Below are 22,368 nucleotides of genomic sequence, written 5' to 3' on the forward strand. Positions count from 1 at the left end.
TTATGGTGCAATGTAGATTTTGTTTAAAATAAGTTCTTTTTTCCTAGAGTTTGTCAACTAACAAGGTTTTTACTAAAAAGGATAAGTGGTGAATGATTGTGCAGACATTTATTATATCGTTTGTATGTTCTGTTTTGTTAACTATTGTTGCTTGTGTTGTGCCAACAAGGCTAAAAAATAGCGGCAAATTATTAATTATTGCAATAGCTTTTCTGTTAACAAATATTTTGTTTTTGCTCGAGTCATTAGAATTAGGAATGATAAAAAGCAGTGCTATTATAGTATTGCTCTTTTTACTGATAACTTTTCTGCTAAATAGAAAGTTTGCTAGCAGCTTTTATCATTCAAGGACTGAAGATAATGAATATATCTCTCAATTTAGTGCAAAAGATATGCAAAAAGAGCAAAATGAAATATTTGAAAATAAAAAGTATCGCAGTAATTATTTTAGAAATTTACAAAAAGACAATTTGATTGCATTAAACAAAGAAGGTCATACCAAAAAAGATGTCTTAAAAGAAGAAAGTATAGATTTGCAAACTAGCAGCATTAGTCCAGTAAATGAGCTTTTACTGGAAAAAAATGAAATTGTAACGGAATCAGTAAAGCAGGAGAAATGGAATGGGATAAATATCCAAGAAGAGAATGTGGAGGAAGATTTTCTGAACCTGGATATTCATAGTAAACATAAGGGAGAGAAAGAGTGGGCCAGCGAGATAGAATTTGCTTTTAATGATAAAAAAATCATTCAGAGAGAAAACTCGATAGAAACTTTATTAGAAGAGTCTTTTGATTACGATAGGAAAGAGGAAGATTCTGAAAAAGGGAGAATGAGTGATGCTGGCAATTCTCTTATCTCAACAATGGAGGAGAAGGAGATAGAGAAAAAAATAAATGATGCAAAAATTTGGCTTGGGGAAGAACCTGCTCATAACTTAGAGCTTTTTCTAGCGGATATGGAAGACCTGAATAGAAAAATAGAAAAAGAAAAGTAGAAGCTAAAACATACTAAAACAATATATTCCGTCCCTTTGTTTGCAATCACTACTTAAATAAAGCTTATTGGGAGGAGGGAGAAAAACGTGAAACTATTATCTGGAACAAAAATATTTATTGGGTTATTTTTGGCAACATTTATTATTTTTAGTTTTACCCATCTAGGAGCGTTGGCATACCAAAAGATAACAAAGGAAAAAACGTACAAAGCAAATACGATGGTTGCTGCTATCAATATAAGCGGATTAACGAAAAGGGCAGCAAAAGAACTAGTGGAAATGCGTTTTAAAGAATGGCAAACAAACAAAGAATTTTCACTTCAATATAAAGAAAAGACGGTGCAGTTTTCTCCAAGTTTACTGACCCTAAATGTTTCTAATACGCTAGATAATATTAAAGAAGGGCAAACAAATGACTTGCTCTTATCTATAAACAAAGTAGTTCTACAAACGGAGTTAGCAAAGTTTAAATCCCTTCCTATTACGAGTTTACAAGAAAATCAGCTGTTTGCTGATGTAGTGGAAGAAGGACAAACGCTTGATAAGAAAACAAGCTCCTACTCCCTTGTAGATTATTTGTCAGAAGGGGAACTTGGCAAGGAAGTATTAGCTAAAACAGAAATCCCTATTGCTTCAAACGAGCTAGAAGTAGAAAAAACATTAGCGGAAATGGGGAAAATAGACATTCTTCCTTCCTCCTCTTTTTCATTATTAAAGATGCTAGAAGATTTAGAGCAACAAAGCATTTCAGAAGATACTGCTAGTTTAATTGCAGCGGGAATTTATGGAGTGGTATTGCCGACAAACTTCGCTGTAACGGAACGTAATATTGGCAATGCACTGCCAACTAATGTAAAGCCTGGTTATGAAGCCAAAGCAAGTGTAGCAGAGAAAATGGATTTAAGTTTTACAAATTCTAATCAAAAAAGCTATCAAATTCAATTTAAAGTGAAAGACAACACCTTATATGTGGAGCTAAAAGGGGAAACATTTGCTTCCTTGTATAAGGTATATACCGAAAATAAAAAAGAACTCGAGCCAAAAACAGTAATACAATTTGATTCTTCCTTAAAAAAGGGGGAAGTGAAAGTGATCAATAAAGGAAAAAATGGCCTAACAATTGATGTGATAAAAGAAACATTAAGTTCAAAAGGTGAGGTTTTAAAAAGGGAAGTTGTCGCAAATGATTATTATCCCCCTGACTTTAGAATAGAAGCACAGTATTTACCTAACGAAGAAGATGAAGACAGTACAGACGAATCCTCTACACAAGTAAGTACAGAGGAGGAGGCCACAGCTGAAGAGCAAACAACAGAATTGGAGACAGAGGCTGAGCAAGCTGCTAAAACAGCAGAGGAAGATCAACATGATCTTTCAGAAGACGAAATAGTAAATGAGAATGAATTTATGGATGTAAAATAACCGGCAGAATGATGTTTTTTCTTATCTAGCCAGCACATTTGTTTAAAGGAATTGAAAAATCATTTCGCAATTTTATATTTATCTAAAGGATGATTAACATGAAAAGAACGCGCAAAAGACTTGGCGATCTATTAGTAGAAGCAAATTTAATCACCGAAAGCCAGCTTCAGTCCACATTAAAAGATAAAAGTGACAGTCAGAAGCTGGGAGATGCACTGCTCCAGCAAGGGCATATAACAGAACAGCAATTGATTGAAGTGTTAGAGTTTCAATTGGGAATACCTCATATTAGTTTATATAGGTACCCCTTTGATCAGCATCTTTTTACATTGGTGCCGAAAGAAAGAGCCAAAAGGCATATGCTTATTCCTTTAAAAAGGGAAGGAGAAAAATTATTTGTCGCAATGGCTGATCCAATGGATTATTTCGCCATTGATGATTTGCGGTTAACGACTGGATTTCAAATTGAGCCAGCAATTGCAACAAAAGATGATATTTTACGAGCGATTAATAAATATTATAATATGGACGATGAATTTAAAGATTTACTTATGTCTTCTGAAGAAGAAATAAAAGAAGAAGCGAATGGTGATATTCAAGATTCTCCGATTATTCGTTTAGTAAACCAAGTAATCTCCAATGCAGTAGTAGCTAAAGCTAGTGATATTCATTTTGATCCACAAGAAACAAAACTTATCATTCGATATCGTATTGACGGTTTGTTAAGAACAGAACGGATTTTGCCAAAACATATGCAAAGCATGATAACAGCACGGATTAAAATTCTCGCAAACTTGGATATTACAGAATATCGTGTACCACAAGACGGCAGGATGAAATACAGAGTCGATATTCAGCCGGTTGATTTGCGTGTTTCTACATTGCCGACTGTTTTTGGTGAAAAAATAGTAATGAGAATATTAGATTTAAGCAGTTCATTAAATGATATTAGTAAGCTTGGCTTTAATTCTTATCATCAAAAATTGTTTAACACAATGCTGCAAAAACCAAATGGTATAGTGCTCATTACTGGTCCAACAGGTTCAGGAAAATCTTCTACATTGTATGCAGCTTTAAATAAACTTAATAGTGAAAATGTTAATATTTTAACAATTGAGGATCCCGTTGAATATCAAATAGAAGGAATTAATCAAATCCAAGTAAATACACAGACTGGCATGGATTTTGCTGCTGGCCTGCGATCTATATTGCGCCAAGATCCCAATATTATCATGGTTGGTGAAATAAGGGATAAAGATACAGTGGAAGTCGCCATTCGAGCTTCTTTAACTGGACATCTTGTATTGAGCACGCTCCATACAAATGATTCTATCGGGACTATCACAAGATTAATGGATATGGGAGTAGAACCATTTTTAGTTGCATCTTCGCTTAATGGGATAGTATCTCAACGGTTGGTGAGGAAAGTATGCCGTGATTGTAAGGAAGAGCATGCAGCCACAAAACGGGAAGTTGAAATTTTTTCAAGAAGAGGAATAAAAATAGAGAAAATAGTTCGAGGAAAAGGCTGTTCTTCTTGTAATATGACTGGTTATAAAGGAAGAATTGCTATTCATGAAGTATTGGTAATGAATGATGAACTTCGTAAAGTAATCATGAATGGAGAATCATTTATGCGATTAAGAGAAATAGCGGAACAAAATAAAACTATTTTTTTATTAGATGATGGGTTATTAAAAGTAAAACAAGGAATAACAACGACAGAAGAAGTATTACGGGTAACTATACCTGAATAGAGGTGCAAGCAGTGTTAGAAACAATACAATATATACTAAAATCAGGATGTGAACTGAAGGCGTCTGATGTTCATTTAACAGTAGGAGTTCCTCCAATTATGAGAATTAATGGGGAGTTGAGAAAATTTGGCGAACAAGTTCTTCGACCTGCTGAAACAGAAAAAATGGCTCAGTCTATAGTTTTTTCCGAGAAGATGTGGAAGGAATTTAATGATAAAGGAGAACTTGATTTTTCGTATGAAATTCCTGGTGTATCACGGTTTCGCGTAAATGTTTTTAAGCAAAGAACAAATATTTCTTTAGCTATACGAATTATCTCTGCAACTATACCAAATATAGAAGAACTGCGGCTTCCGAATGTCATGAAAAGAATAGCAGAAAAACAACAAGGGTTAGTTTTAGTAACAGGACCTACAGGAAGTGGAAAGTCGACTACTTTAGCAGCGATGATTCGTTATATGAATGAAACAATGCGCAAACATATCATTACGTTAGAGGATCCAATTGAATATGTCCATTCCCATGGCACATCTATTATTGATCAGAGAGAAGTGGGCTTTGACACGCAAAACTTTGCCAATGGTTTGCGTGCAGCACTCAGACAAGATCCTGATGTCATTTTAGTAGGAGAAATGCGTGATTTAGAGACCATTCAAACAGCCATTACAGCAGCAGAAACAGGGCATTTAGTATTAGGAACATTGCATACGTCCAGTGCACCTGCAACGATTAATAGGGTAATTGATGTATTTCCCCCTGCACAGCAGCAGCAAATAAGAATTCAGCTTGCATCTGTCCTTGTATCCGTTATTTCTCAACGCCTTTTCCAAACAAGCAATAAAAGAGAGAGAAGAGTAGCATTGGAAATCCTTATCAATAATTCAGCAATAGCAAATTTAGTCCGTAATGATAAAGTCCACCAGATTGTTAATATTATGCAGACATCTAGAGCCCAAGGTATGATTACCCTCGATAATAGCATAAAACAACTTGTTCAAGAAGGAGCTATTGCCAAAGATATAGCTCTCCAGTATATGCAGGAGCTATCTGCACATGGCACGATTTAAATATGCAGGAAGAAGCAGACAGGGAAAAAAAGAGGGCATAATCAATGCGTCCACCAAAAGAGATGCAATGCTCCAGTTAAGAGAACAAGGCATTAAAGTGATCGAGATGGTAGAGGTGGAACAATCTTTTCTAACAAAAGATATAACGATAGGTTCGCCAGTGAAACTGCAGGACATGGTAATATATTTAAGGCAATTTTCTGTTTTATTATCTGCGGGTATATCAATAGTGGACGCTACAAAAATACTTGCTGAACAAACTACAAGCAAGGCATTAAAAAAAACGTTAACAGAAGTGGAGCAAGATTTAAGGGAAGGAAATCCCTTATCTGCTTCTGCTGAAAAACATAAAAAAATATTTTCCAAAATGTTTGTAAACATGATTCGAGCAGGTGAAGCAGGAGGGAATATGGACGAGGCTTTAGAACGATTAGCAGTCCATTATGAAAAACAACATCATACAAAGCAGAAAATTATTTCTGCTCTTGCTTATCCTCTTGTCGTTGGTTTTATTGCCATTGCAGTAGTAACTTTTTTATTAGTGTATGTAGTCCCGATATTTGTTGGGATGTTTGCTGATTTTGGCGGCCAACTGCCGCTAATCACAAGAAGTGTATTAAATATAAGCCAATTTATGCAAAGCTATTGGTGGCTGTTATTTGTATTAGCAATTATTATACTGCTCTTATACCTAGTCATCCGGAATAATGCAGAAACAAAATACTATTTAGATATGTTTATACTGAAAATCCCTGTATTTGGAATGATTTTGCAGAAAGCGGAATTAGCAAGAATGACAAGGACTTTAAGTTCTCTGTTTTCTAGTTCTGTTCCTATCCTTCAAGCATTGGCGATTGCCGAATCTATCGTAGAAAATCGTGTAATTGCAGGGGTAATAAATAAATCCATAACAGCATTAGAAGAAGGAAAATCATTAACAGAACCAATGCAAAAGCACTGGGCTTTTCCTCCTCTTGTTACACAAATGATTGCAATAGGAGAAGAAACTGGGTCATTAGATACCATGCTGGATCGAGTCGCAGATTTTTATGAGAAAGAAGTAGACATAAGTACAGATCGGCTAAAAGCCCTAATTGAACCATTGCTAATTGTTGTGCTTGCTGGACTGGTTGGGACGATTGTAACAGCTATTTTAGTACCAATGTTTGAAATATTTAACCAAATAGACAAGTATTAATTATTGTTATATGTTTCTAATTTTTAGTTCTTTCTTTTGGACTATAATTCTGTTAAAGTACAAATATATTAGATAGAAAATACTATAATACGAGGAGAATATATATGAAAAAAGTAATAAACACGCTAAAAAATCAGCGTGGCTTAACGCTGATTGAATTATTGGCAGTAGTCGTTATTTTAGGAATTATTGCAGCAATTGCTGTACCAAGCGTGGGGAAAATTATTAGCAATACAAAAGAAGATGCAAAAGTGGCAGAAGCGCTGCAAATTATCAATGCCGCAAAAATCGCCCAAGCAAATGATAGCACCAAAACATCATGGGTGTATGATGCAGAAGATACTGATAAAACGAACGGAGAATTAAAAGAGTATTTGAACAGCGTAAAAGATACGAGTTTTACAGTTACTTTTGATGCAACATCAGGTGATTATTCAATTAAAGGACATGATTCTGCGTCTATTGTAAAGTCCTCGTATACGGAGACAACAGTTGTTCCTGAATCAGAACTAACAGCTAAGGCTCAATAACATGCTTTTATTCCTATATGGCTATATTTTTGTAGTTGGTGCGGTGCTTGGATCCTTTTTTAATGTCGTTGGATTAAGAATTCCGTTAAAACAGTCCATTTCTGTGCCCAGATCAGCTTGTCCAAAATGCGGGCATACTTTAAAGCCTTGGGAGCTTATTCCAATAATATCTTTTCTTATACAAAAAGGGAAATGCGGCCGCTGTAAGGTTCGTATTTCCCCCCTTTATCCGATTGTCGAAATGATAACCGGTCTTTTGTTTATTATGGCTCCCATAAAACTTGGATGGACGTTTGAATTAGTAATTGCATGGACACTTATCTCTTTGCTTATGATTATATTTGTATCCGATATCGCCTATATGTTGATTCCTGATAAAGTGCTTCTCTTTTTCTCCGCTGTTTTTTTGGCGGAAAGAGTATATTTGCCCCTTTCGCCATGGTGGGATTCTTTTTTGGGTGCCGGCATAGCTTTTTTACTATTGCTTTTAATCGCTGTGATAAGCAAAGGAGGCATGGGGGGCGGAGATATTAAATTATTCGCTGTAATCGGTTTTGTAATGGGAACAAAATTAGTTTTGTTGTCTTTTTTTATATCTACGTTATTTGGAGCAATTATTGGTATAATTGGCATTGTATTTAAGGTGTTTAAAAGAGGGGAGCCGATCCCTTTTGGCCCCTTTATTGTCGCGGGTACATTAACTGTCTTTTTTTACGGGAAAGATATCATTCAGCTCTATTTGCAGCTTCTTTGATGAAACTTAAGTAAGGAGATTTAAGATGGCTTTTTTAGTAAAAAAAAGAGTGATTCATCTGGCATTAAATGATCACTCCATACGATATATGGAACTAAAACAACATAATCCCCCCCTTCCTTTAAAATGGGGAGAACGATTTCTTCCAGAAGGCATTATTAGAAATGGAAGAATTGTGGATCGAGAAACATTGGAAATAATCTTACAAGAATGTGTGGATACTTGGCAATTAAAAAACAGAGATATTCAATTTATTGTTCCAGACGCTTTTGTAGTTATTAGAAAAATATCTGTACCAAATGATGTGAAAGAGGATGAATTAAAGGGCTATATTTATTTAGAATTAGGAACCTCCATTCATTTGCCTTTTGATGAACCAGTATTTGATGCAGTTGTATTAAAGGAAGATGCAGAAAAAAAAGAAATACTCTTATTTGCTGCACAAGAAGAGATTGTAATGGAGTATGTAGATGTATTTACAAAAGTGAATTTGCATCCAAAAGTTGCGGATCTTTCCTCCTTATCCATTTATCGTTTGTACAGCCTGATGGGTGGCTCTAAACAGAATAGCCGATTACTCATGATACAAATGGATTTGGAAAGTGTTAATATTACGATATTTGAAGAAGAATTCCCAATCTTTGCTCATTATCTGCCTTTAAATTTTATAAGAGAAGATTGGGAGTTGAAAATTAATCGGTCTCAATTAGGGGAATGGACTTTTAACGGGAATTTAGAAGAACATTTATTAGAGTATGAAGATATTTTTCGTGAGGTAAGCAGGCTGCTGGACTTCTACCGTTACTCTATTCACCAAGGAAAAAAAGAAATTACAAAAATTGTACTTAATGGGGATTATCCTTTTTTAGTCAACATCCAAGATGAATTGATCAAAAGATATGAATTATCTGTGGAAATTCTCTCTGCCGATTCATTGTTGTCAAGTTTTAAAAGGTCATTTCCAAAAGCTTTTCACCTTTTATTGGGATTAGCGCTAAAAGAGGTGAAATAATTGACTGTAGAAATAAATTTATTGCCAGAAAAAGAACCCAAAAAGAAAAAATCTTTTTACTTTCTTTTTATCCTTTTTAGTATTACCATCCTTTTTCTTCTAGGCATGATTATAATGGGAGCTTCTTTGCAATCTAAAAATGTCGAATTAGAAAATAAAACAGCAAAAATAAAGAATTTAGTAGAAGCAGAACAAAAAATGCTAGCGGAATATCAGGCGTCTAATTCTGTTGTTGAATTGCAGAATGCAGTAGACTGGGCAAAAATATATCCTGTTAAAACAGTGCCGGTTATGAGGGAATTATCCGCTTTGCTGCCAGAAAGAGGATTTATTACTTCTTTTCATTACACTGAAGCTGGATTGGTAGAATTAAAAGTACAATTTGATACATCAAGAGAAGCAGCCTATTATTTAAAAAGTCTGCTCGATTCAGAATGGGTAGACAATGCGCTATTAAATGAATTATCTATGACAACACTCGATACTATAGAGGATACAGATGAGTCCGCTGCAAATAGTAAGGTGAAGAGGTATATTGGGTCTTTTGATATTACTTTAAACCAAACAAAAATTAAAGAAGATGAAAATGAAAAGGATGCCAAAAAGGATCAAAAATCAGGAGATACAGCTTCATGAATCTTTTACTTGTAAATAAAAATAAATTAGCAATTGTTTTTGGTATTGTAATTGCCATCAGCTTAATAGCTGGAACTTACTTTTTTTATTTGAATCCCAAAATAGCTAGAAATGAGCAGAATAAATTGAATCTTAAAGCTCAGCAAACATTGCTTTCTGCCATTGAAAATAATATTAATAAGCAAAATGATCTATCAAATGAAAATAGTACCACATTGCAAAAAATCATTCCTGTAAAACCATTAACGGAGCAATTATTATTTACAATTGAAAAAGCAGAAACCGTTTCAAGCTCAACTGTTCAAAATATGGTTTTTAGTGATGGAGTTTCTGATTTGTCATCTGAAACTGATTTATTAAATGAAAAAGTTGCAGAGAGCACTACATTAGAGAATGAAACAACAGATGAATCTGCGACTACAGAACAACAAGACAAAGATTATACGATTGACCTTCCAAGTGGAATGAAGCAACTGACTGTTGATTTAGAAATTGAAGCAAAAGATTACTTTTCCCTAGAGAAATTTATCCAAACGATGGAGAGCAATCAAAGAGCCTTGGTAATTCAAAATATCAATTATCTTACAACAGGAGAAAAAACGAAAATTGTTAAAACAAAAGAATTATTATCATTTCGAATAACATTTTCTGTTTTTTACATGCCTACTCTGACAGATTTACAAGAAAGTATACCAAAATTGGAAATTCCAGAACCAAGTAATAAGATAAATCCACTTAACAATTAATATAGCGATAAATGGAAAAAAATGACGAAATCATTCTATAACAAGACGACAAAAGTCTTGTTATTTTTTTTTGCTAGTATGATAGGATGAACAAAACTAGTGAAATGGGGGGGGAGGACGAGTGAATGAAAACCCAGGAAATCGTAAAACGATTACAATTAAAATCAATGGTAAAGAGCGTCCATTCCATGACAAGAAAAAGGGAAGCGTGGAGCTGGATTCTTCCACTTTAATAGAAGAAAAAAATGCTAAAAAATTTGGGGAAGAAGTGGCGGCAGGAAGTGAGACAATAGATGATGAGAGTTTTGATTGGATTCTACCTAATGAAGAAGAAATGGAAGAAGAACCGATAATTCTAGCAAATGATTCTTCCACTGGAGAAAAAAAGACGTTCTTGGAAAAAAAAATAAAAAAGGATAACGGAAATAAAAAATCAGTGAAGAAAGGAGTGGTTCCTTCCATATTTTTTACGGTGTTTTTTGCTGTTGTTTTGGGGACGGGATTTGGTTTTATCTTATTAAAAATGGTGAGTTCTGATCAACAAGTTACGTCTAAACAAAATGTTGCTGTATCACAAGGAGAGAGCGAAGCAAAATCAGCGGGAAAAACAAATGAGGAAGCAAAAGGAACAGGTAGTAGTACGGAAACTAGTGCTATAACTGCCACTAAAAAAGATATTTCGACATTTGTCATTCAACATATTATTTTATCTAATGAAAATGCAGTAAAGCAAGTGCAGTCACAATTAAAAAATGATGGATATATTAGTCAGGAGATTTCTGTAAATGGAAAGATGGCTGTATATTTAGGTGTGGCAGGTGATTTAGAGGAGGCAAAAACTTGGGCTAAAGCAATAAAAAAAGATAAAGTAGAAGCTTTTGCTAAGCCGATTACTTTTAACGGCGGCGGGGAAATCAAAAATGTAACAAAAGCAGAAAAAAGTTTTATTGAAAATTCTCCGGCAATATATGATGCGATTACTGTTTTTGTATCTTCCGCTCAATTTGGAGATTCTCCTTCAGCAGAGGTGAAAAAAGAACTAAAAAAACAACAAGCCGTTTTAGATGAAATGAAAATAAGCACTTTTAAAAATAAAGAAGTGAAAAATATGGCCCTGCAATTAAATGAAGGCATCACCAAAAGTATTGCTCTAGACAATAATGATAGAGAGGATACACAAGCTATTCAAAAGAATTTATTATCATTTTTAACAAAATATATTGAATTAAACTAAAAAAAATTGTCGGAAAAATTACCTAGGAAATAATGTCGATTTTGGGAGTGCTATTAGTATAATAGCCTCTCCTATTTTTATGTGGGAAAATTCTGTTAGATTTCATTAGGAGAGGGGATATTACATTTTAATTACTATTTAATAAAAAAATTATATTCCAAATTGTTTATCTAGGCATTCTTTGTTAACATTAGATTGTATCTCCCAATTAATGAAACTAGGCAGGTGGAAAAGCAATGAATCACACACAAACCCTCATATTAGCCTCATCTTCTCCTCGACGAAAAGAACTCCTTGAAGATCTTCGTATATCTTTTGAAGTTTCCAGTAGTAACGTGGATGAAAGTTTTGATGCATCCCTTTTTCCAGAAGAAATAGTAATGGATTTGGCGAAAAGAAAGGCAGAATCTATTGTCTCCGATAAAGAAAATTCTTATATTTTAGGAGCAGATACTATTGTCTACTATAAAGGGAATGTATTAGGAAAACCTCAATCAAAAGAACAGGCATATTCCATGCTGAAACAATTGTCAGGATCGACACATTCTGTTTATACAGGGGTAGCCATTGTTTTTAATGGACATTGTTCTATATTTTTTGAAAAAACAGATGTATTATTTTGGGATTTAACAGATGAAGAAATAAATAATTATGTAGATACGGGGGAACCATTTGATAAAGCGGGAGCTTATGGGATTCAAGGAGTTGGTAGAACTCTTGTAAAAAGGATTGCAGGAGACTATTATACTGTAGTAGGCCTTCCTGTCTCCCGGTTAATTCGAGAATTGAAGGCAGTAGGCTTTACCATTCCCTTTTAAAATCATATGACGTTCCCCCTCTTTTTTCTGAAAATATTATTTGTTATAAGAGAGGGGAAAAATATGGACTCCATATTAATTCGTGATTTTCCTAATGACGAGCGTCCGAGAGAACGGTTTATTAAGTATGGACCTGAAAGTTTATCTAATCATGAGCTTATTGCAATTATTATTCAGACAGGTTCTAAAAATGAATCGGTATTATCGCTAGCCAATAAACTATTGGCTCATTTTGATGGATTGCGGCTCTTAAAAGATGCTAGCCTCGATGAATTAAAGACAATAAAGGGAATCGGAACTGTTAAAGCGATACAGCTTCTAGCAAGCATAGAACTAGGTAGAAGAGTATCTAATTTAGTCTATAGTGATCGTTATTGTATTCGCTCACCTGAAGATGCAGCGAAATACATGATGAATGATATGCGTTTTTTAACACAAGAACATTTTGTTTGTTTGTATTTAAATACAAAAAATCAAGTAATGCACAAACAAACCATATTTATTGGAAGTTTAAATGCATCAATAGTACATCCAAGAGAGGTATACAAAGAAGCATTTAGGCGATCTGCAGCCTCTATTATCTGCCTTCATAACCACCCTTCAGGCGATCCGTCGCCAAGTAGGGAGGATATTGAGGTAACCAAAAGATTAGTGGAATGTGGAAAAATAATTGGCATTGATTTGCTAGATCATATAATAATTGGGGAAAATAAATTTGTCAGTTTAAAGGAAAAAGGATATGTATGATACTGTTCATTTTTTAGTAAATAGGATATAATAGTGCGTATGATTTTTTACCTAAATATGTCTTATTATGACACAAATTAAACACACTAATTATATATGAGGAAGAATCTATCAAGAAGAAAAAAATAAAAGCACTTAGTTTCGGAAAGGGAGATACAACTTATGTTTGGAATTGGAACAAGAGACTTAGGAATTGATTTAGGTACAGCAAATACACTCGTTTATGTAAAAGGAAAGGGGATTGTTGTTAGAGAACCTTCCGTTGTAGCCTTGCAGACAGATACAAAAAATATTGTTGCTGTTGGAAATGATGCAAAAAATATGATTGGTAGAACTCCTGGTAATGTAGTTGCACTCAGACCAATGAAAGATGGCGTTATTGCAGATTATGAAACAACCGCTATTATGATGAAATACTACATTAAACAAGCGATGAAAAATAAAAATTATTTTTCTGGAAAACCATATGTGATGGTATGTGTGCCATCTGGTATAACGGCAGTTGAAGAAAGAGCCGTTATTGATGCAACACGTCAAGCGGGTGCTCGTGATGCTTATACAATTGAAGAACCTTTTGCAGCTGCAATTGGTGCAAATCTGCCTGTTTGGGAACCGACTGGAAGCATGGTAGTGGATATCGGCGGCGGTACGACAGAAGTAGCAATCATCTCATTAGGCGGTATTGTGACAAGTCAGTCTATTCGTATTGCAGGTGATGAAATGGACGATGCAATTGTGAATTATATTCGCAAAACATATAATCTAATGATTGGGGAACGAACTTCTGAAATGATTAAAGTGGAAATTGGTTCCGCAGGAAATCCAGAAGGCATCGAAAATTTGGATATTCGTGGTAGAGATTTATTAACAGGTCTTCCAAAAACCATTAAAATTAGCGCAGATGAAATAGCAAAAGCATTAAAAGATACAGTTTCTGCTATTGTTGATGCAGTTAAAGTAACCCTTGAAAAAACTCCTCCAGAGCTTGCAGCAGATATTATGGATAGAGGAATTGTTTTAACTGGTGGTGGTGCGTTGCTTCGTAATCTTGATAAAGTTATTAGCGATGAAACAAAAATGCCTGTTGTGATTGCAGAAGATCCTCTAGATTGTGTAGCAACTGGAACAGGAAAAGCACTTGATCACATCCACTTATTTAAAAACAAAGCAAAAGATTCACGATAATATCTACTCCGAGGTGTAAAAAAGCATGCCACAGTTTTTTATGAATAAACGACTGATTATTTTGCTTGTAAGCATTATTATTCTCGTGGCATTAATAGGGTTTTCGATTAGAAGTCGTGATAAGTTAACTTGGCCGGAACAATTTATTAAAGATACATCCGGCTGGGTTCAAACCCTTGTTTCAAGACCTGCTCACTATGTAGCAGGCTTTATTGATAATGTGCGAGATTTACAAAGTACATACGAGGAAAATAAAAAATTAAAATCAAAATTAGAAGAATTAGGCAAATTGGAGTATCAAGTGCAAGGACTTCAAAAAGAAAATACAACTTTGCATGAAACATTAAAAGAAAAAGAAAGTTTAAGCAGCTATAACCCAATGAATGCTACAGTTATTAGAAGAAATCCTGATCGATGGAGAGAGCTTTTAACGATTAATAAAGGTTCAAGCAATGGAGTCGAAAAAAATATGGCAGTTATGACGGCATCAGGATTGATTGGAAAAGTAAAATCAGTGAGTACTGGTACAGCCACTGTCCAACTTTTAAGTTCAGAAGATCCAACCAATCGGATATCTGCGGTGATTCAGGCAGATTCAAAGAAAAAAGGGGATAAAGTCTTTGGTTTAATTGTAGACTATGATAAAGAGTCTAAATACCTTATTATGGAGTCGACGGAAGATTCGAAAAAGGCAAAAATTAAAAAAGGACAGCTTATTACAACATCTGGTCTTGGCGGTGTGTTTCCGGAAGGATTGCCTGTAGGAAAAGTAGTAAAGGTAGAACCGGATAAAGATGGATTAACCAATAATATCTTTATTCAGCCAGCTGCAGATTTTTATGATATAGAACATGTTATTATTATTAAAAGAACGGCAACACAACCAGACGATATTGAGGAAGAGAAAGGGTTATGAGAAAGTATTTAGTAGTTGCTTTACTTGTTGGCATTTTTGTTTTGGAAAGCATATTTGTCGAACTGCTTCCAGCGGAGATTTTTAATAGTAATCGCATCTTAATTCCCCACTTTCTCCTAATTGGGATTATTTTTCTCGCGGTTTTTGGCAACCGGAATATAGGCATTCTCTATGGATTTGTTTTTGGGATATTATTTGATATAATTTATACAGAAATATTAGGAATTTATTTTTTTATGTTCCCTTTTGTTGTGTATATTTGCAGCAAAATTATGAAAGTTTTTCATAATAATATTGTTGTTGTTTCGATTGTTTCTTTAATCGGCATTAGTATGCTTGAAATTATTGTATATGAAATGATTTTAATTATTCATTTAACAAGTATGGATTTTTCAAGTTTTCTTAATCTGCGACTTTTTCCTACCCTTATATTAAATGCGGCTTTTCTTGTTATTGTTGCTTATCCTTTCAAACGCTTTTTTGAAAAATATGCTGCTGAAAGGCGAGAACAGCCATAATAGCAATCATGATGGCAGATTAAAAACTTTGCTGACAGCTTAATATGATATACTTGCTGAAATAGCAGGGAGAATAGCCCTTTCTAAAAAAGTTGTTGCTTTTTGGAAAGGGATTTTCTAGTGATAAAACTTTACTTCTGATTTTGTTGGCGGATTGCCATTATAGGAAATGGGAAATATCAATATTTAAATCTAGTGTCTAACTAGAAAGGATTTTTCTTTTGTAATGTCGAATAAAATAAAGACCTAGTTTAAAAAAATATGTACAATATAATAAAAGGAGATTAGTCCTTAAGTATGTAGAAAAAGATATGTTTCCAAACTTTTTATGCTGTATGAAAACGATTGTCTTTTAAAACGATAATAGATTAGCTGTTTAAAAAGAGAACGGTATCAACAGACAGAGGAATGTATTCCTTTTTCCTAGCAGAGGTGAACATCTTGAAATGAAGAAAAAGCAATTAGTAACAATTAAAGGAACAAAAAGCGGCCTAAGCCTTCATTTAAATGATAATTGTTCCTATGATGAATTAAAAAAGGAACTGCAATCTAAGCTAAATGAAAGTTCAAATATGCATGAAGAAAAGCAAGATATTCATGTGAATGTAGAGCTTGGCAATAGATATGTAACGGATGATCAAAAGCAGGAGCTTATTGAACTGATACAGACCAAAAGAAATCTTTCTGTACATGCTATAAAAAGCAACATAATAACAAGAAAAGAAGCAGAAGAATGGGTTAAGGAAAAAGAAATTGTTTCTGTTACAAGCATTATCCGTTCGGGGCAAATACTAGAGGTGCCGGGAGATCTATTATTGATTGGAGATGTTAATCCAGGCGGGAAAGTCATTGCAGGGGGGAATATCTTTATTATGGGCAAACTAAAAGGAATTGCTCATGCGGGCTTTAATGGAAATGATAGGGCGATTGTAGCCGCATCTGTTATGAGACCAACTCAGCTTCGCATCAGCAGCTTGATTAATAGAGCTCCAGACCAATATCCAGATGCAGAAAAGCGTGAAATGGAATGTGCTTATGTCGATAATAGTGTTATTATGATTGATAGATTACAAGTTTTGGCACAAGTAAGGCCTAATTTAACAAATTTGGAAGGAGGACATTAAGATGGGAGAAGCGATTGTTGTAACGTCAGGTAAAGGTGGTGTTGGTAAAACGACCACTACTGCAAATATTGGTACTGCTCTTGCTTTGCAAGGGAAAAAAGTGTGCCTAATTGATACAGATATTGGCCTTCGAAATCTCGATGTCGTGATGGGACTAGAAAATAGAATTATTTATGATTTAGTTGACGTTGTAGAGGGAAGATGCAAAGTACATCAAGCGCTTGTTAAAGATAAGCGATTTGATGATTTATTATATTTATTGCCAGCTGCACAAACTAGCGATAAAACAGCTGTACATCCAAGTCAAATGAGAGAACTAGTACTTCGATTAAAGCAGGATTATGATTACGTATTGATTGATTGTCCTGCAGGTATTGAACAAGGCTATCAAAACGCGGTGGCTGGTGCTGATAAAGCAGTGGTTGTCACAACACCAGAAGTGTCGTCAGTAAGAGATGCGGATCGAGTGATTGGATTGTTAGAAAAAGAAGAAAATGTGGCATCTCCTATGCTTGTAATTAACCGTATACGCAATCATATGGTGAAAAATGGAGATATGTTGGATATAGATGAAGTAACTACGCATCTTTCCATCGATCTATTAGGCATTGTTGCAGATGATGATGAAGTAATTAAAGCATCTAATAATGGAGAGCCCATTGCATTGAATCCAAATAGCAAGTCTTCTTTGGCATATCGCAACATTGCCCGAAGAATACTTGGAGAATCAGTTCCTCTTCAACATTTAGAGGAAGAATCAAAAGGTGTATTTGCAAAAATTAAAATGTTTTTTGGAGCAAAGTAATTATCTATACATAGTTCCTTTTGATATTCACGGAATATATTATTCTAGAGCAGTTCCTTACAAAGGAGCTGCTTTTTATTTTTTTCTTCCGAGGACAATCTTGTCATACTCCTTCCTTTTTGTTCATAAACTTGTACAAATAAACAAAAGGGAGGGGTGTTTGTGAGCTCGAGAAAAGAGGAGATAAGAAGGCGCATTGAAAAAAGAAAAAAAGAACAATCCAAACTGAAAAAAAATATTGATAATAGAATTTTATGGACAGATGAGGATGATGATTTCAACGCTCGAGAAAAAAGGGAGATTTATTATGAAGAGGATGGAAATCAATTTCATCCACTATTCCGCAAAGAATTATTTTTATTAAAGATATTAGGCGCTGCTGTTCTTTTTTTAGCTGTTGCCATTATTGTTAAACAGCAAACCGCAACATTTGCCTCAGCAGAAAAAATCATTAGGCAATCTATGAATCAGGAGTTTAATTTTGCTGGTGTTTCTAACTGGTATGAAAAGCAATTTGGCAAACCGCTTGCCTTTTTGCCATTAGAAAAGAAAGAAGAAAAGAAAGAAGAAAAGAATTTACAGCAATATGCTCTTTCTGCATCAGGAAAAATTTTAGAAGATTTTAATGATAATGGGCAAAGAGTCGCGATTGAAACAGACAACGATACGACTGTACAAGCAATGAATGAAGGGTTTGTTAAATTTGCAGGGGAAAAAGAAGGTTTTGGCAATACAGTCATTATTCAACATAGTGATAAAAGTGAATCATGGTATGGAAATTTAAAAGAGATTGATGTGAAAATATATGAAAACTTAAAAAAGGGAGATAAGGTTGGGCTTGCCTCAAGTTATGAAAATGATGAGTCGCTAGGTCTGTTCTATTTTGCTATTAAAAAGGATAATGATTTTATTGATCCTATTCAGGTGATTGATTTTGAATAAATTTTTCCGTGTTTTTAAATATTTTCATATTCATCCATTATTATGGGTTGTCATGGCAATAGGTGTAATGACTGCCCATTTTTATGATTTATGCTTATTATTGTTTATTATTACCGTACATGAACTTGGGCATGCTGTGGCAGCTTCCTTTTTTTCCTGGCGCATTAAGCGCATTTCGTTGTTGCCCTTTGGAGGAGTAGCGGAGATGGATGAACATGGAAACCGGCCGTTAAAAGAAGAAGTCATTGTGCTTCTTTCAGGACCAGCACAACATATTTGGATGGTGATACTTGTATATGCTCTTTATGAAAATGGATATTTGTCTGCCTCCACATATGATGTGTTTATATCTTATAATATAGTCATTTTTTTATTTAATCTGTTGCCAATTTGGCCACTTGATGGAGGAAAGTTATTATTCCTTTATATATCGATGAAAAATTCCTTTCCAATAGCCCACAAAATGATGCTGTTAACGTCTATTGCGGGTGTCATATTATTTACTATATTCGTCATATTGTTTATGCCAATAAATCTTAATGCTTGGATTATTATTTGCTTTTTATTGTTCTCCATTTATTATGAATGGAAGCAAAGCAGGTATATATTTATGCGTTTTTTGTTAGAAAGATATTATGGAAAATCAAAAGAACTGAGGCAACTAAAGCCAATTGAAGTAGATGAAGGAGAAATGATTTTTCGTGTATTAGAACATTTCCATCGGGGCTGTAAACATCCGATTGTTATTACAACACAAGGAAAAGAAAAACAAGTGTTGGATGAGAATGAAGTGCTGCATGCCTATTTTACGGATAAATTAGTTTCCGTAAAAATAGGAGATCTAGTTTATCCTGTATAATACATATAAAAGAAGTGATATCATTTGATATGGCTTCTTTTATATTTTAGCTGTATGAAAGTAACCAGCATATTTAGAAAATGCTTTTGCTGGGTGTATGTTTTAAAATAACATAAGGCAAAATTTTAATGGAATAACTAAAAAACATGCTATAGCATTAGTTGAACGATTATAAAGGGTGGAAAAAATGAATAGAGTATTAGTGAATAGAAAAACAAGAGAAAAACGTTTTGCTTTTATAAAAGAAAATAAATTAGAGCGTTTATACATACAGCAGCCAGCGCAAAATTCATCGGTTGGCAATATATATTTAGGGCAAGCAACGAAGGTTGTTCCTGGAATGAATGCTGTTTTTATTGAAATTGGGGAAGGAAAGGCTGGATATTTGCCGAAAGAACAGCTGGCATCATTTATCAAGGATGCGCGGCCGTTGGAACAGAAAAAAAAGGTGAATATAACTTCCTTTGTTAAACAGGGAGAAAGAATACTTGTACAAGTTGTTAAAGATACTGCTGGAACAAAAGGTCCTAAACTGACTGGTCTGATTGAATTGGCAGGGGAAAATATTATTTATATTCCAACAGGCCGATATATTGCGGTATCAAAAAAAATTGCGGCAAAAGAACAAAGTGATTTTTTGCGAGCATTTGGAAGTGCGGCAACAACTGAGACAGAAGGGCTTATTTTTCGTACATCTGCAGCAAACTGTACAGAGCAGCAGCTAACGGAAGAGCTAGAGATGTTAAGAAAAAACTATCAGGAATTAAAAATAAATGCAGGACAATTTAAAAAAGTTGCTCTTTTAAAAGAAGAAGATGATTTTGATAAAGAGTTAATAAGTGTACTAGAGAAGTTGGAAACAGGGGAAGTCATTATCGATGATTTGCTAGAGAGCAAAAAATGGGCAAAGCGGTTTCCCGCTTTTGATGTAAAGTTTTATCAGCAAACAAAAGGTCTATTTACTTATTATGAAGTGGAAAATGATATAGAAAAAGCATTAAACCGAATTGTCTGGCTGAAAAATGGGGCATACATAATTATTGATGAAGCAGAAGCCTTTACGATGGTTGATGTGAATACAGGGAAGTTTGAAGGAAAACAAGAGAGAGAAGATACTGTTTTTCAAACCAATAAGCTTGCATGCGAAGAAGTAGCAAGACAGCTGAAAATCCGTGATATATCAGGGATTGTTCTTGTGGATTTTATTGATATGCCTGTAAAGAATCAACAAAAGATTCAATCACAGATGATAACGGAACTACAAAAAGACAGCAGACAAACAAAAGTGGTAGGCTTTACTTCGCTCGGAATTTTGCAAATAACAAGAAAAAAGACGGTAAACACGCTTAAAGAAGTGCGTCAATCTAAATGTATGGTTTGTAATGGGACAGGTTATGTTCTTAGTGCAGAAAGTGTCGCATTTCAACTAGAAAGGGAATTATGGGAATATAAAACGACTGACTGTGAGCTTGTTTTGATTGAAGCAACGCTAGATGTTACTCATATATTTTCAGGTGCAAATGAGGAGCATAAGAAACGATTTGAAGAACTATTATCATGTAAAATAAGGTTTACTGCAAGTGAACTTCCCAAACCTTACTACAGGATTTCTTATGTGGGTTCTTTAAATTAGGCCCTGTTAAACTTGTCTGTTGATTTTTACTTCAGGCGTTCGTTTTCCCCATTTGGAAAGTGGGGTCTCCCTTTGACTCTCTTTTCAAAGCAGGAGTCTTAAGCGCTTGCTCCAATCAATAAAGTGTCAAAATCAGCAATAAACTTTCATACAGTCTTAAATTAACATAGCAAAATAAAAAGGGAGAAATTGTTCTGCATACTAACTCTTCATATTGACAGGCATTAATAAACATGATAATATTTTAATGTTGTTTGTAGCACCCGTGCTCTACAACCGCTCGGAACAGGTTTTAAGTTTTTGCTCTTTTAGCAAGGCGCCTGTGATTGGCGAGTCTTAGTCTAACAAGGAGGTGCAGTTATGTACGCAATTATTGAAACAGGCGGAAAGCAAATTAAAGTTGAAGAGGGTCAAGCTATCTACATTGAAAAATTAAATGTTGAAGCTGGTGAGACAGTAACTTTTGACAAAGTTTTATTCGTTGGTGGAGAAAGTGTAAAAGTAGGAAGCCCAGTTGTTGAAGGAGCTACTGTTACAGCTAAAGTTGAAAAACAAGGACGTCAAAAGAAAATCATCGTTTTTAAATATAAAGCGAAGAAAAATTACCGTAAAAAACAAGGTCATCGTCAACCGTATACAAAAGTTGTTATTGAAAAAATCAACGCGTAAGGTTGCGTTTGTATGATCGATATTACGATTAACAAAGCAAATTCAGGTCTTATTGAGTCGTTTATAATTAGCGGTCATGCTTTATTTGCAAATAGTGGGAATGATATTGTGTGTGCAGGAGTATCGGCTGTCTCCATTGGAGCGATCAATGCTGTTATTTCTCTCACAGGCATTACACCTATTATTAAGCAAGGAAAAGACGGTGGTTTTTTAGAATGTCGAATTCCGGATACTATTTCGGAAGAAAACAAACAGAAAATACAGCTGCTTTTGGAAGGCATGGTTGTGTCATTAGAAACGATTGAAAGAGACTATGGAAAATATGTGGCTATCACTATAATTTAATAGGAGGTGGAACGAATGTTAAGATTAGATCTTCAGTTTTTCGCATCGAAAAAAGGGGTTGGTTCTACAAAGAACGGACGCGACTCTATTTCAAAACGTTTAGGTGCTAAACGTGCAGACGGTCAATTAGTAACTGGTGGAAGCATTCTTTACCGTCAACGCGGTACAAAAATCTATCCAGGAGTAAACGTTGGTCGTGGCGGTGATGATACACTATTCGCAAAAGTTGACGGGATTGTTAAATTTGAGCGTCTTGGTCGTGATCGCAAGCAAGTTAGCGTATACCCAGTAGCACAAGAAGCTTAAGCTTTTTGAATGATTGGCTGACTCAATAATATGAGTCAGCCTTTTATTTTCATTATGCAAGAAATAAAACGATAACGTGAAACTTTAATCAGTAGGATCAAAAGCCCGTTAATGCGTGATAAATAAATGCTCTTCAACTCTTAGACAGAA

General features: G+C 34.6%; 24 protein-coding genes and 1 other annotated feature. All 24 genes read left to right on the forward strand.

What is annotated here, in order from left to right; genetic code table 11:
* Nucleotides 1-98: 98 nt before the first annotated feature.
* Nucleotides 99-995 carry a hypothetical protein gene (locus CWS01_RS21180; protein ID WP_168714439.1) on the forward strand — a complete coding sequence of 299 codons (897 nt, stop codon included), beginning with the start codon at nt 99-101 and terminating at the stop codon, nt 993-995.
* Between the two features lie 87 nt (nt 996-1,082).
* The gene (locus CWS01_RS21185; protein ID WP_101179371.1) at nt 1,083-2,417 is read left to right on the forward strand and encodes a G5 domain-containing protein; all 1,335 of its coding nucleotides are present in this window, start codon (nt 1,083-1,085) and stop codon (nt 2,415-2,417) included.
* Nucleotides 2,418-2,515: 98 nt separating this feature from the next.
* Nucleotides 2,516-4,174 (forward strand): GspE/PulE family protein, encoded by a 1,659-nt coding sequence (locus CWS01_RS21190; RefSeq protein WP_101179373.1) that lies wholly within the window; start codon nt 2,516-2,518, stop codon nt 4,172-4,174.
* A gap of 11 nt (nt 4,175-4,185) precedes the next feature.
* Nucleotides 4,186-5,241: a type IV pilus twitching motility protein PilT gene (locus CWS01_RS21195; RefSeq protein WP_101179376.1), complete on the forward strand. Its 1,056-nt coding sequence runs from the start codon at nt 4,186-4,188 to the stop codon at nt 5,239-5,241.
* Nucleotides 5,228-6,439, forward strand: coding sequence for a type II secretion system F family protein (locus CWS01_RS21200; RefSeq protein ID WP_101179377.1), 1,212 nt, complete (start codon nt 5,228-5,230; stop codon nt 6,437-6,439). Before CWS01_RS21195 ends, CWS01_RS21200 begins: the two co-directional genes overlap by 14 nt.
* 104 nt (nt 6,440-6,543) lie before the next feature.
* Complete coding sequence (locus tag CWS01_RS21205) at nt 6,544-6,969, forward strand: type IV pilin protein (RefSeq protein WP_193603801.1); 426 nt, start codon at nt 6,544-6,546, stop codon at nt 6,967-6,969.
* Nucleotide 6,970: 1 nt separating this feature from the next.
* Nucleotides 6,971-7,723, forward strand: a complete 753-nt coding sequence (locus CWS01_RS21210; protein WP_101179381.1) for a prepilin peptidase — start codon at nt 6,971-6,973, stop codon at nt 7,721-7,723.
* A gap of 25 nt (nt 7,724-7,748) precedes the next feature.
* Nucleotides 7,749-8,735, forward strand: a complete 987-nt coding sequence (gene pilM / locus CWS01_RS21215) for a type IV pilus biogenesis protein PilM (protein WP_101179383.1) — start codon at nt 7,749-7,751, stop codon at nt 8,733-8,735.
* Complete coding sequence (locus CWS01_RS21220) at nt 8,736-9,371, forward strand: hypothetical protein (RefSeq protein ID WP_101179385.1); 636 nt, start codon at nt 8,736-8,738, stop codon at nt 9,369-9,371.
* Nucleotides 9,368-10,117 (forward strand): hypothetical protein, encoded by a 750-nt coding sequence (locus CWS01_RS21225; protein ID WP_101179387.1) that lies wholly within the window; start codon nt 9,368-9,370, stop codon nt 10,115-10,117. The genes CWS01_RS21220 and CWS01_RS21225 overlap by 4 nt, the downstream gene beginning before the upstream one ends.
* A 121-nt stretch (nt 10,118-10,238) precedes the next feature.
* Nucleotides 10,239-11,351 carry an SPOR domain-containing protein gene (locus CWS01_RS21230; protein WP_101179389.1) on the forward strand — a complete coding sequence of 371 codons (1,113 nt, stop codon included), beginning with the start codon at nt 10,239-10,241 and terminating at the stop codon, nt 11,349-11,351.
* 236 nt (nt 11,352-11,587) lie between these two features.
* Nucleotides 11,588-12,169 carry a Maf family protein gene (locus tag CWS01_RS21235; RefSeq protein ID WP_101179391.1) on the forward strand — a complete coding sequence of 194 codons (582 nt, stop codon included), beginning with the start codon at nt 11,588-11,590 and terminating at the stop codon, nt 12,167-12,169.
* A 63-nt stretch (nt 12,170-12,232) separates the two neighbouring features.
* Entirely contained in the window at nt 12,233-12,916 is a 684-nt protein-coding gene (radC, locus tag CWS01_RS21240; RefSeq protein ID WP_101179393.1) for a RadC family protein, read from the forward strand.
* 162 nt (nt 12,917-13,078) lie between these two features.
* Nucleotides 13,079-14,101: a rod shape-determining protein gene (locus tag CWS01_RS21245; RefSeq protein WP_101179395.1), complete on the forward strand. Its 1,023-nt coding sequence runs from the start codon at nt 13,079-13,081 to the stop codon at nt 14,099-14,101.
* 25 nt (nt 14,102-14,126) lie between these two features.
* Nucleotides 14,127-15,017, forward strand: a complete 891-nt coding sequence (gene mreC, locus CWS01_RS21250; RefSeq protein WP_101179397.1) for a rod shape-determining protein MreC — start codon at nt 14,127-14,129, stop codon at nt 15,015-15,017.
* Nucleotides 15,014-15,535: a rod shape-determining protein MreD gene (mreD, locus tag CWS01_RS21255; RefSeq protein ID WP_101179401.1), complete on the forward strand. Its 522-nt coding sequence runs from the start codon at nt 15,014-15,016 to the stop codon at nt 15,533-15,535. Before mreC ends, mreD begins: the two co-directional genes overlap by 4 nt.
* Before the next feature lie 446 nt (nt 15,536-15,981).
* Nucleotides 15,982-16,659, forward strand: coding sequence for a septum site-determining protein MinC (gene minC, locus CWS01_RS21260; RefSeq protein ID WP_101179406.1), 678 nt, complete (start codon nt 15,982-15,984; stop codon nt 16,657-16,659).
* Nucleotide 16,660: 1 nt separating this feature from the next.
* Complete coding sequence (gene minD, locus CWS01_RS21265; RefSeq protein WP_101179411.1) at nt 16,661-17,464, forward strand: septum site-determining protein MinD; 804 nt, start codon at nt 16,661-16,663, stop codon at nt 17,462-17,464.
* A 162-nt stretch (nt 17,465-17,626) separates the two neighbouring features.
* Complete coding sequence (locus tag CWS01_RS21270) at nt 17,627-18,406, forward strand: M23 family metallopeptidase (RefSeq protein ID WP_101179415.1); 780 nt, start codon at nt 17,627-17,629, stop codon at nt 18,404-18,406.
* Complete coding sequence (locus CWS01_RS21275) at nt 18,399-19,265, forward strand: M50 family metallopeptidase (protein ID WP_235852141.1); 867 nt, start codon at nt 18,399-18,401, stop codon at nt 19,263-19,265. The genes CWS01_RS21270 and CWS01_RS21275 overlap by 8 nt, the downstream gene beginning before the upstream one ends.
* A 187-nt stretch (nt 19,266-19,452) precedes the next feature.
* Nucleotides 19,453-20,898 (forward strand): Rne/Rng family ribonuclease, encoded by a 1,446-nt coding sequence (locus CWS01_RS21280; RefSeq protein WP_101179419.1) that lies wholly within the window; start codon nt 19,453-19,455, stop codon nt 20,896-20,898.
* Between the two features lie 264 nt (nt 20,899-21,162).
* Nucleotides 21,163-21,245 (forward strand) — a sequence feature (ribosomal protein L21 leader region).
* Between the two features lie 13 nt (nt 21,246-21,258).
* Nucleotides 21,259-21,567: a 50S ribosomal protein L21 gene (rplU, locus tag CWS01_RS21285; RefSeq protein ID WP_101179424.1), complete on the forward strand. Its 309-nt coding sequence runs from the start codon at nt 21,259-21,261 to the stop codon at nt 21,565-21,567.
* A 12-nt stretch (nt 21,568-21,579) separates the two neighbouring features.
* Nucleotides 21,580-21,912, forward strand: a complete 333-nt coding sequence (locus CWS01_RS21290; protein ID WP_101179428.1) for a ribosomal-processing cysteine protease Prp — start codon at nt 21,580-21,582, stop codon at nt 21,910-21,912.
* Nucleotides 21,913-21,927: 15 nt separating this feature from the next.
* A complete protein-coding gene (gene rpmA / locus CWS01_RS21295; protein WP_016201696.1) occupies nt 21,928-22,218 on the forward strand; it encodes a 50S ribosomal protein L27 in 291 nt (96 codons plus the stop codon).
* Nucleotides 22,219-22,368: the final 150 nt, after the last annotated feature.

Origin of the sequence: Niallia nealsonii (assembly GCF_002835805.1) — a bacterium.
Classification (GTDB): Bacteria; Bacillota; Bacilli; order Bacillales; family Cytobacillaceae; genus Niallia; species Niallia nealsonii.

Coding starts and splice junctions, on each gene's coding strand:
- CWS01_RS21190 (WP_101179373.1), top strand. CDS start 2,516: ATGAAAAGAACGCGCAAAAGACTTGGCGATCTATTAGTAGAAGCAAAT.
- CWS01_RS21200 (WP_101179377.1), top strand. CDS start 5,228: ATGGCACGATTTAAATATGCAGGAAGAAGCAGACAGGGAAAAAAAGAG.
- CWS01_RS21205 (WP_193603801.1), top strand. CDS start 6,544: ATGAAAAAAGTAATAAACACGCTAAAAAATCAGCGTGGCTTAACGCTG.
- CWS01_RS21210 (WP_101179381.1), top strand. CDS start 6,971: ATGCTTTTATTCCTATATGGCTATATTTTTGTAGTTGGTGCGGTGCTT.
- pilM (WP_101179383.1), top strand. CDS start 7,749: ATGGCTTTTTTAGTAAAAAAAAGAGTGATTCATCTGGCATTAAATGAT.
- CWS01_RS21225 (WP_101179387.1), top strand. CDS start 9,368: ATGAATCTTTTACTTGTAAATAAAAATAAATTAGCAATTGTTTTTGGT.
- CWS01_RS21235 (WP_101179391.1), top strand. CDS start 11,588: ATGAATCACACACAAACCCTCATATTAGCCTCATCTTCTCCTCGACGA.
- radC (WP_101179393.1), top strand. CDS start 12,233: ATGGACTCCATATTAATTCGTGATTTTCCTAATGACGAGCGTCCGAGA.
- CWS01_RS21245 (WP_101179395.1), top strand. CDS start 13,079: ATGTTTGGAATTGGAACAAGAGACTTAGGAATTGATTTAGGTACAGCA.
- mreC (WP_101179397.1), top strand. CDS start 14,127: ATGCCACAGTTTTTTATGAATAAACGACTGATTATTTTGCTTGTAAGC.
- mreD (WP_101179401.1), top strand. CDS start 15,014: ATGAGAAAGTATTTAGTAGTTGCTTTACTTGTTGGCATTTTTGTTTTG.
- minC (WP_101179406.1), top strand. CDS start 15,982: ATGAAGAAAAAGCAATTAGTAACAATTAAAGGAACAAAAAGCGGCCTA.
- minD (WP_101179411.1), top strand. CDS start 16,661: ATGGGAGAAGCGATTGTTGTAACGTCAGGTAAAGGTGGTGTTGGTAAA.
- CWS01_RS21280 (WP_101179419.1), top strand. CDS start 19,453: ATGAATAGAGTATTAGTGAATAGAAAAACAAGAGAAAAACGTTTTGCT.
- rplU (WP_101179424.1), top strand. CDS start 21,259: ATGTACGCAATTATTGAAACAGGCGGAAAGCAAATTAAAGTTGAAGAG.
- CWS01_RS21290 (WP_101179428.1), top strand. CDS start 21,580: ATGATCGATATTACGATTAACAAAGCAAATTCAGGTCTTATTGAGTCG.
- rpmA (WP_016201696.1), top strand. CDS start 21,928: ATGTTAAGATTAGATCTTCAGTTTTTCGCATCGAAAAAAGGGGTTGGT.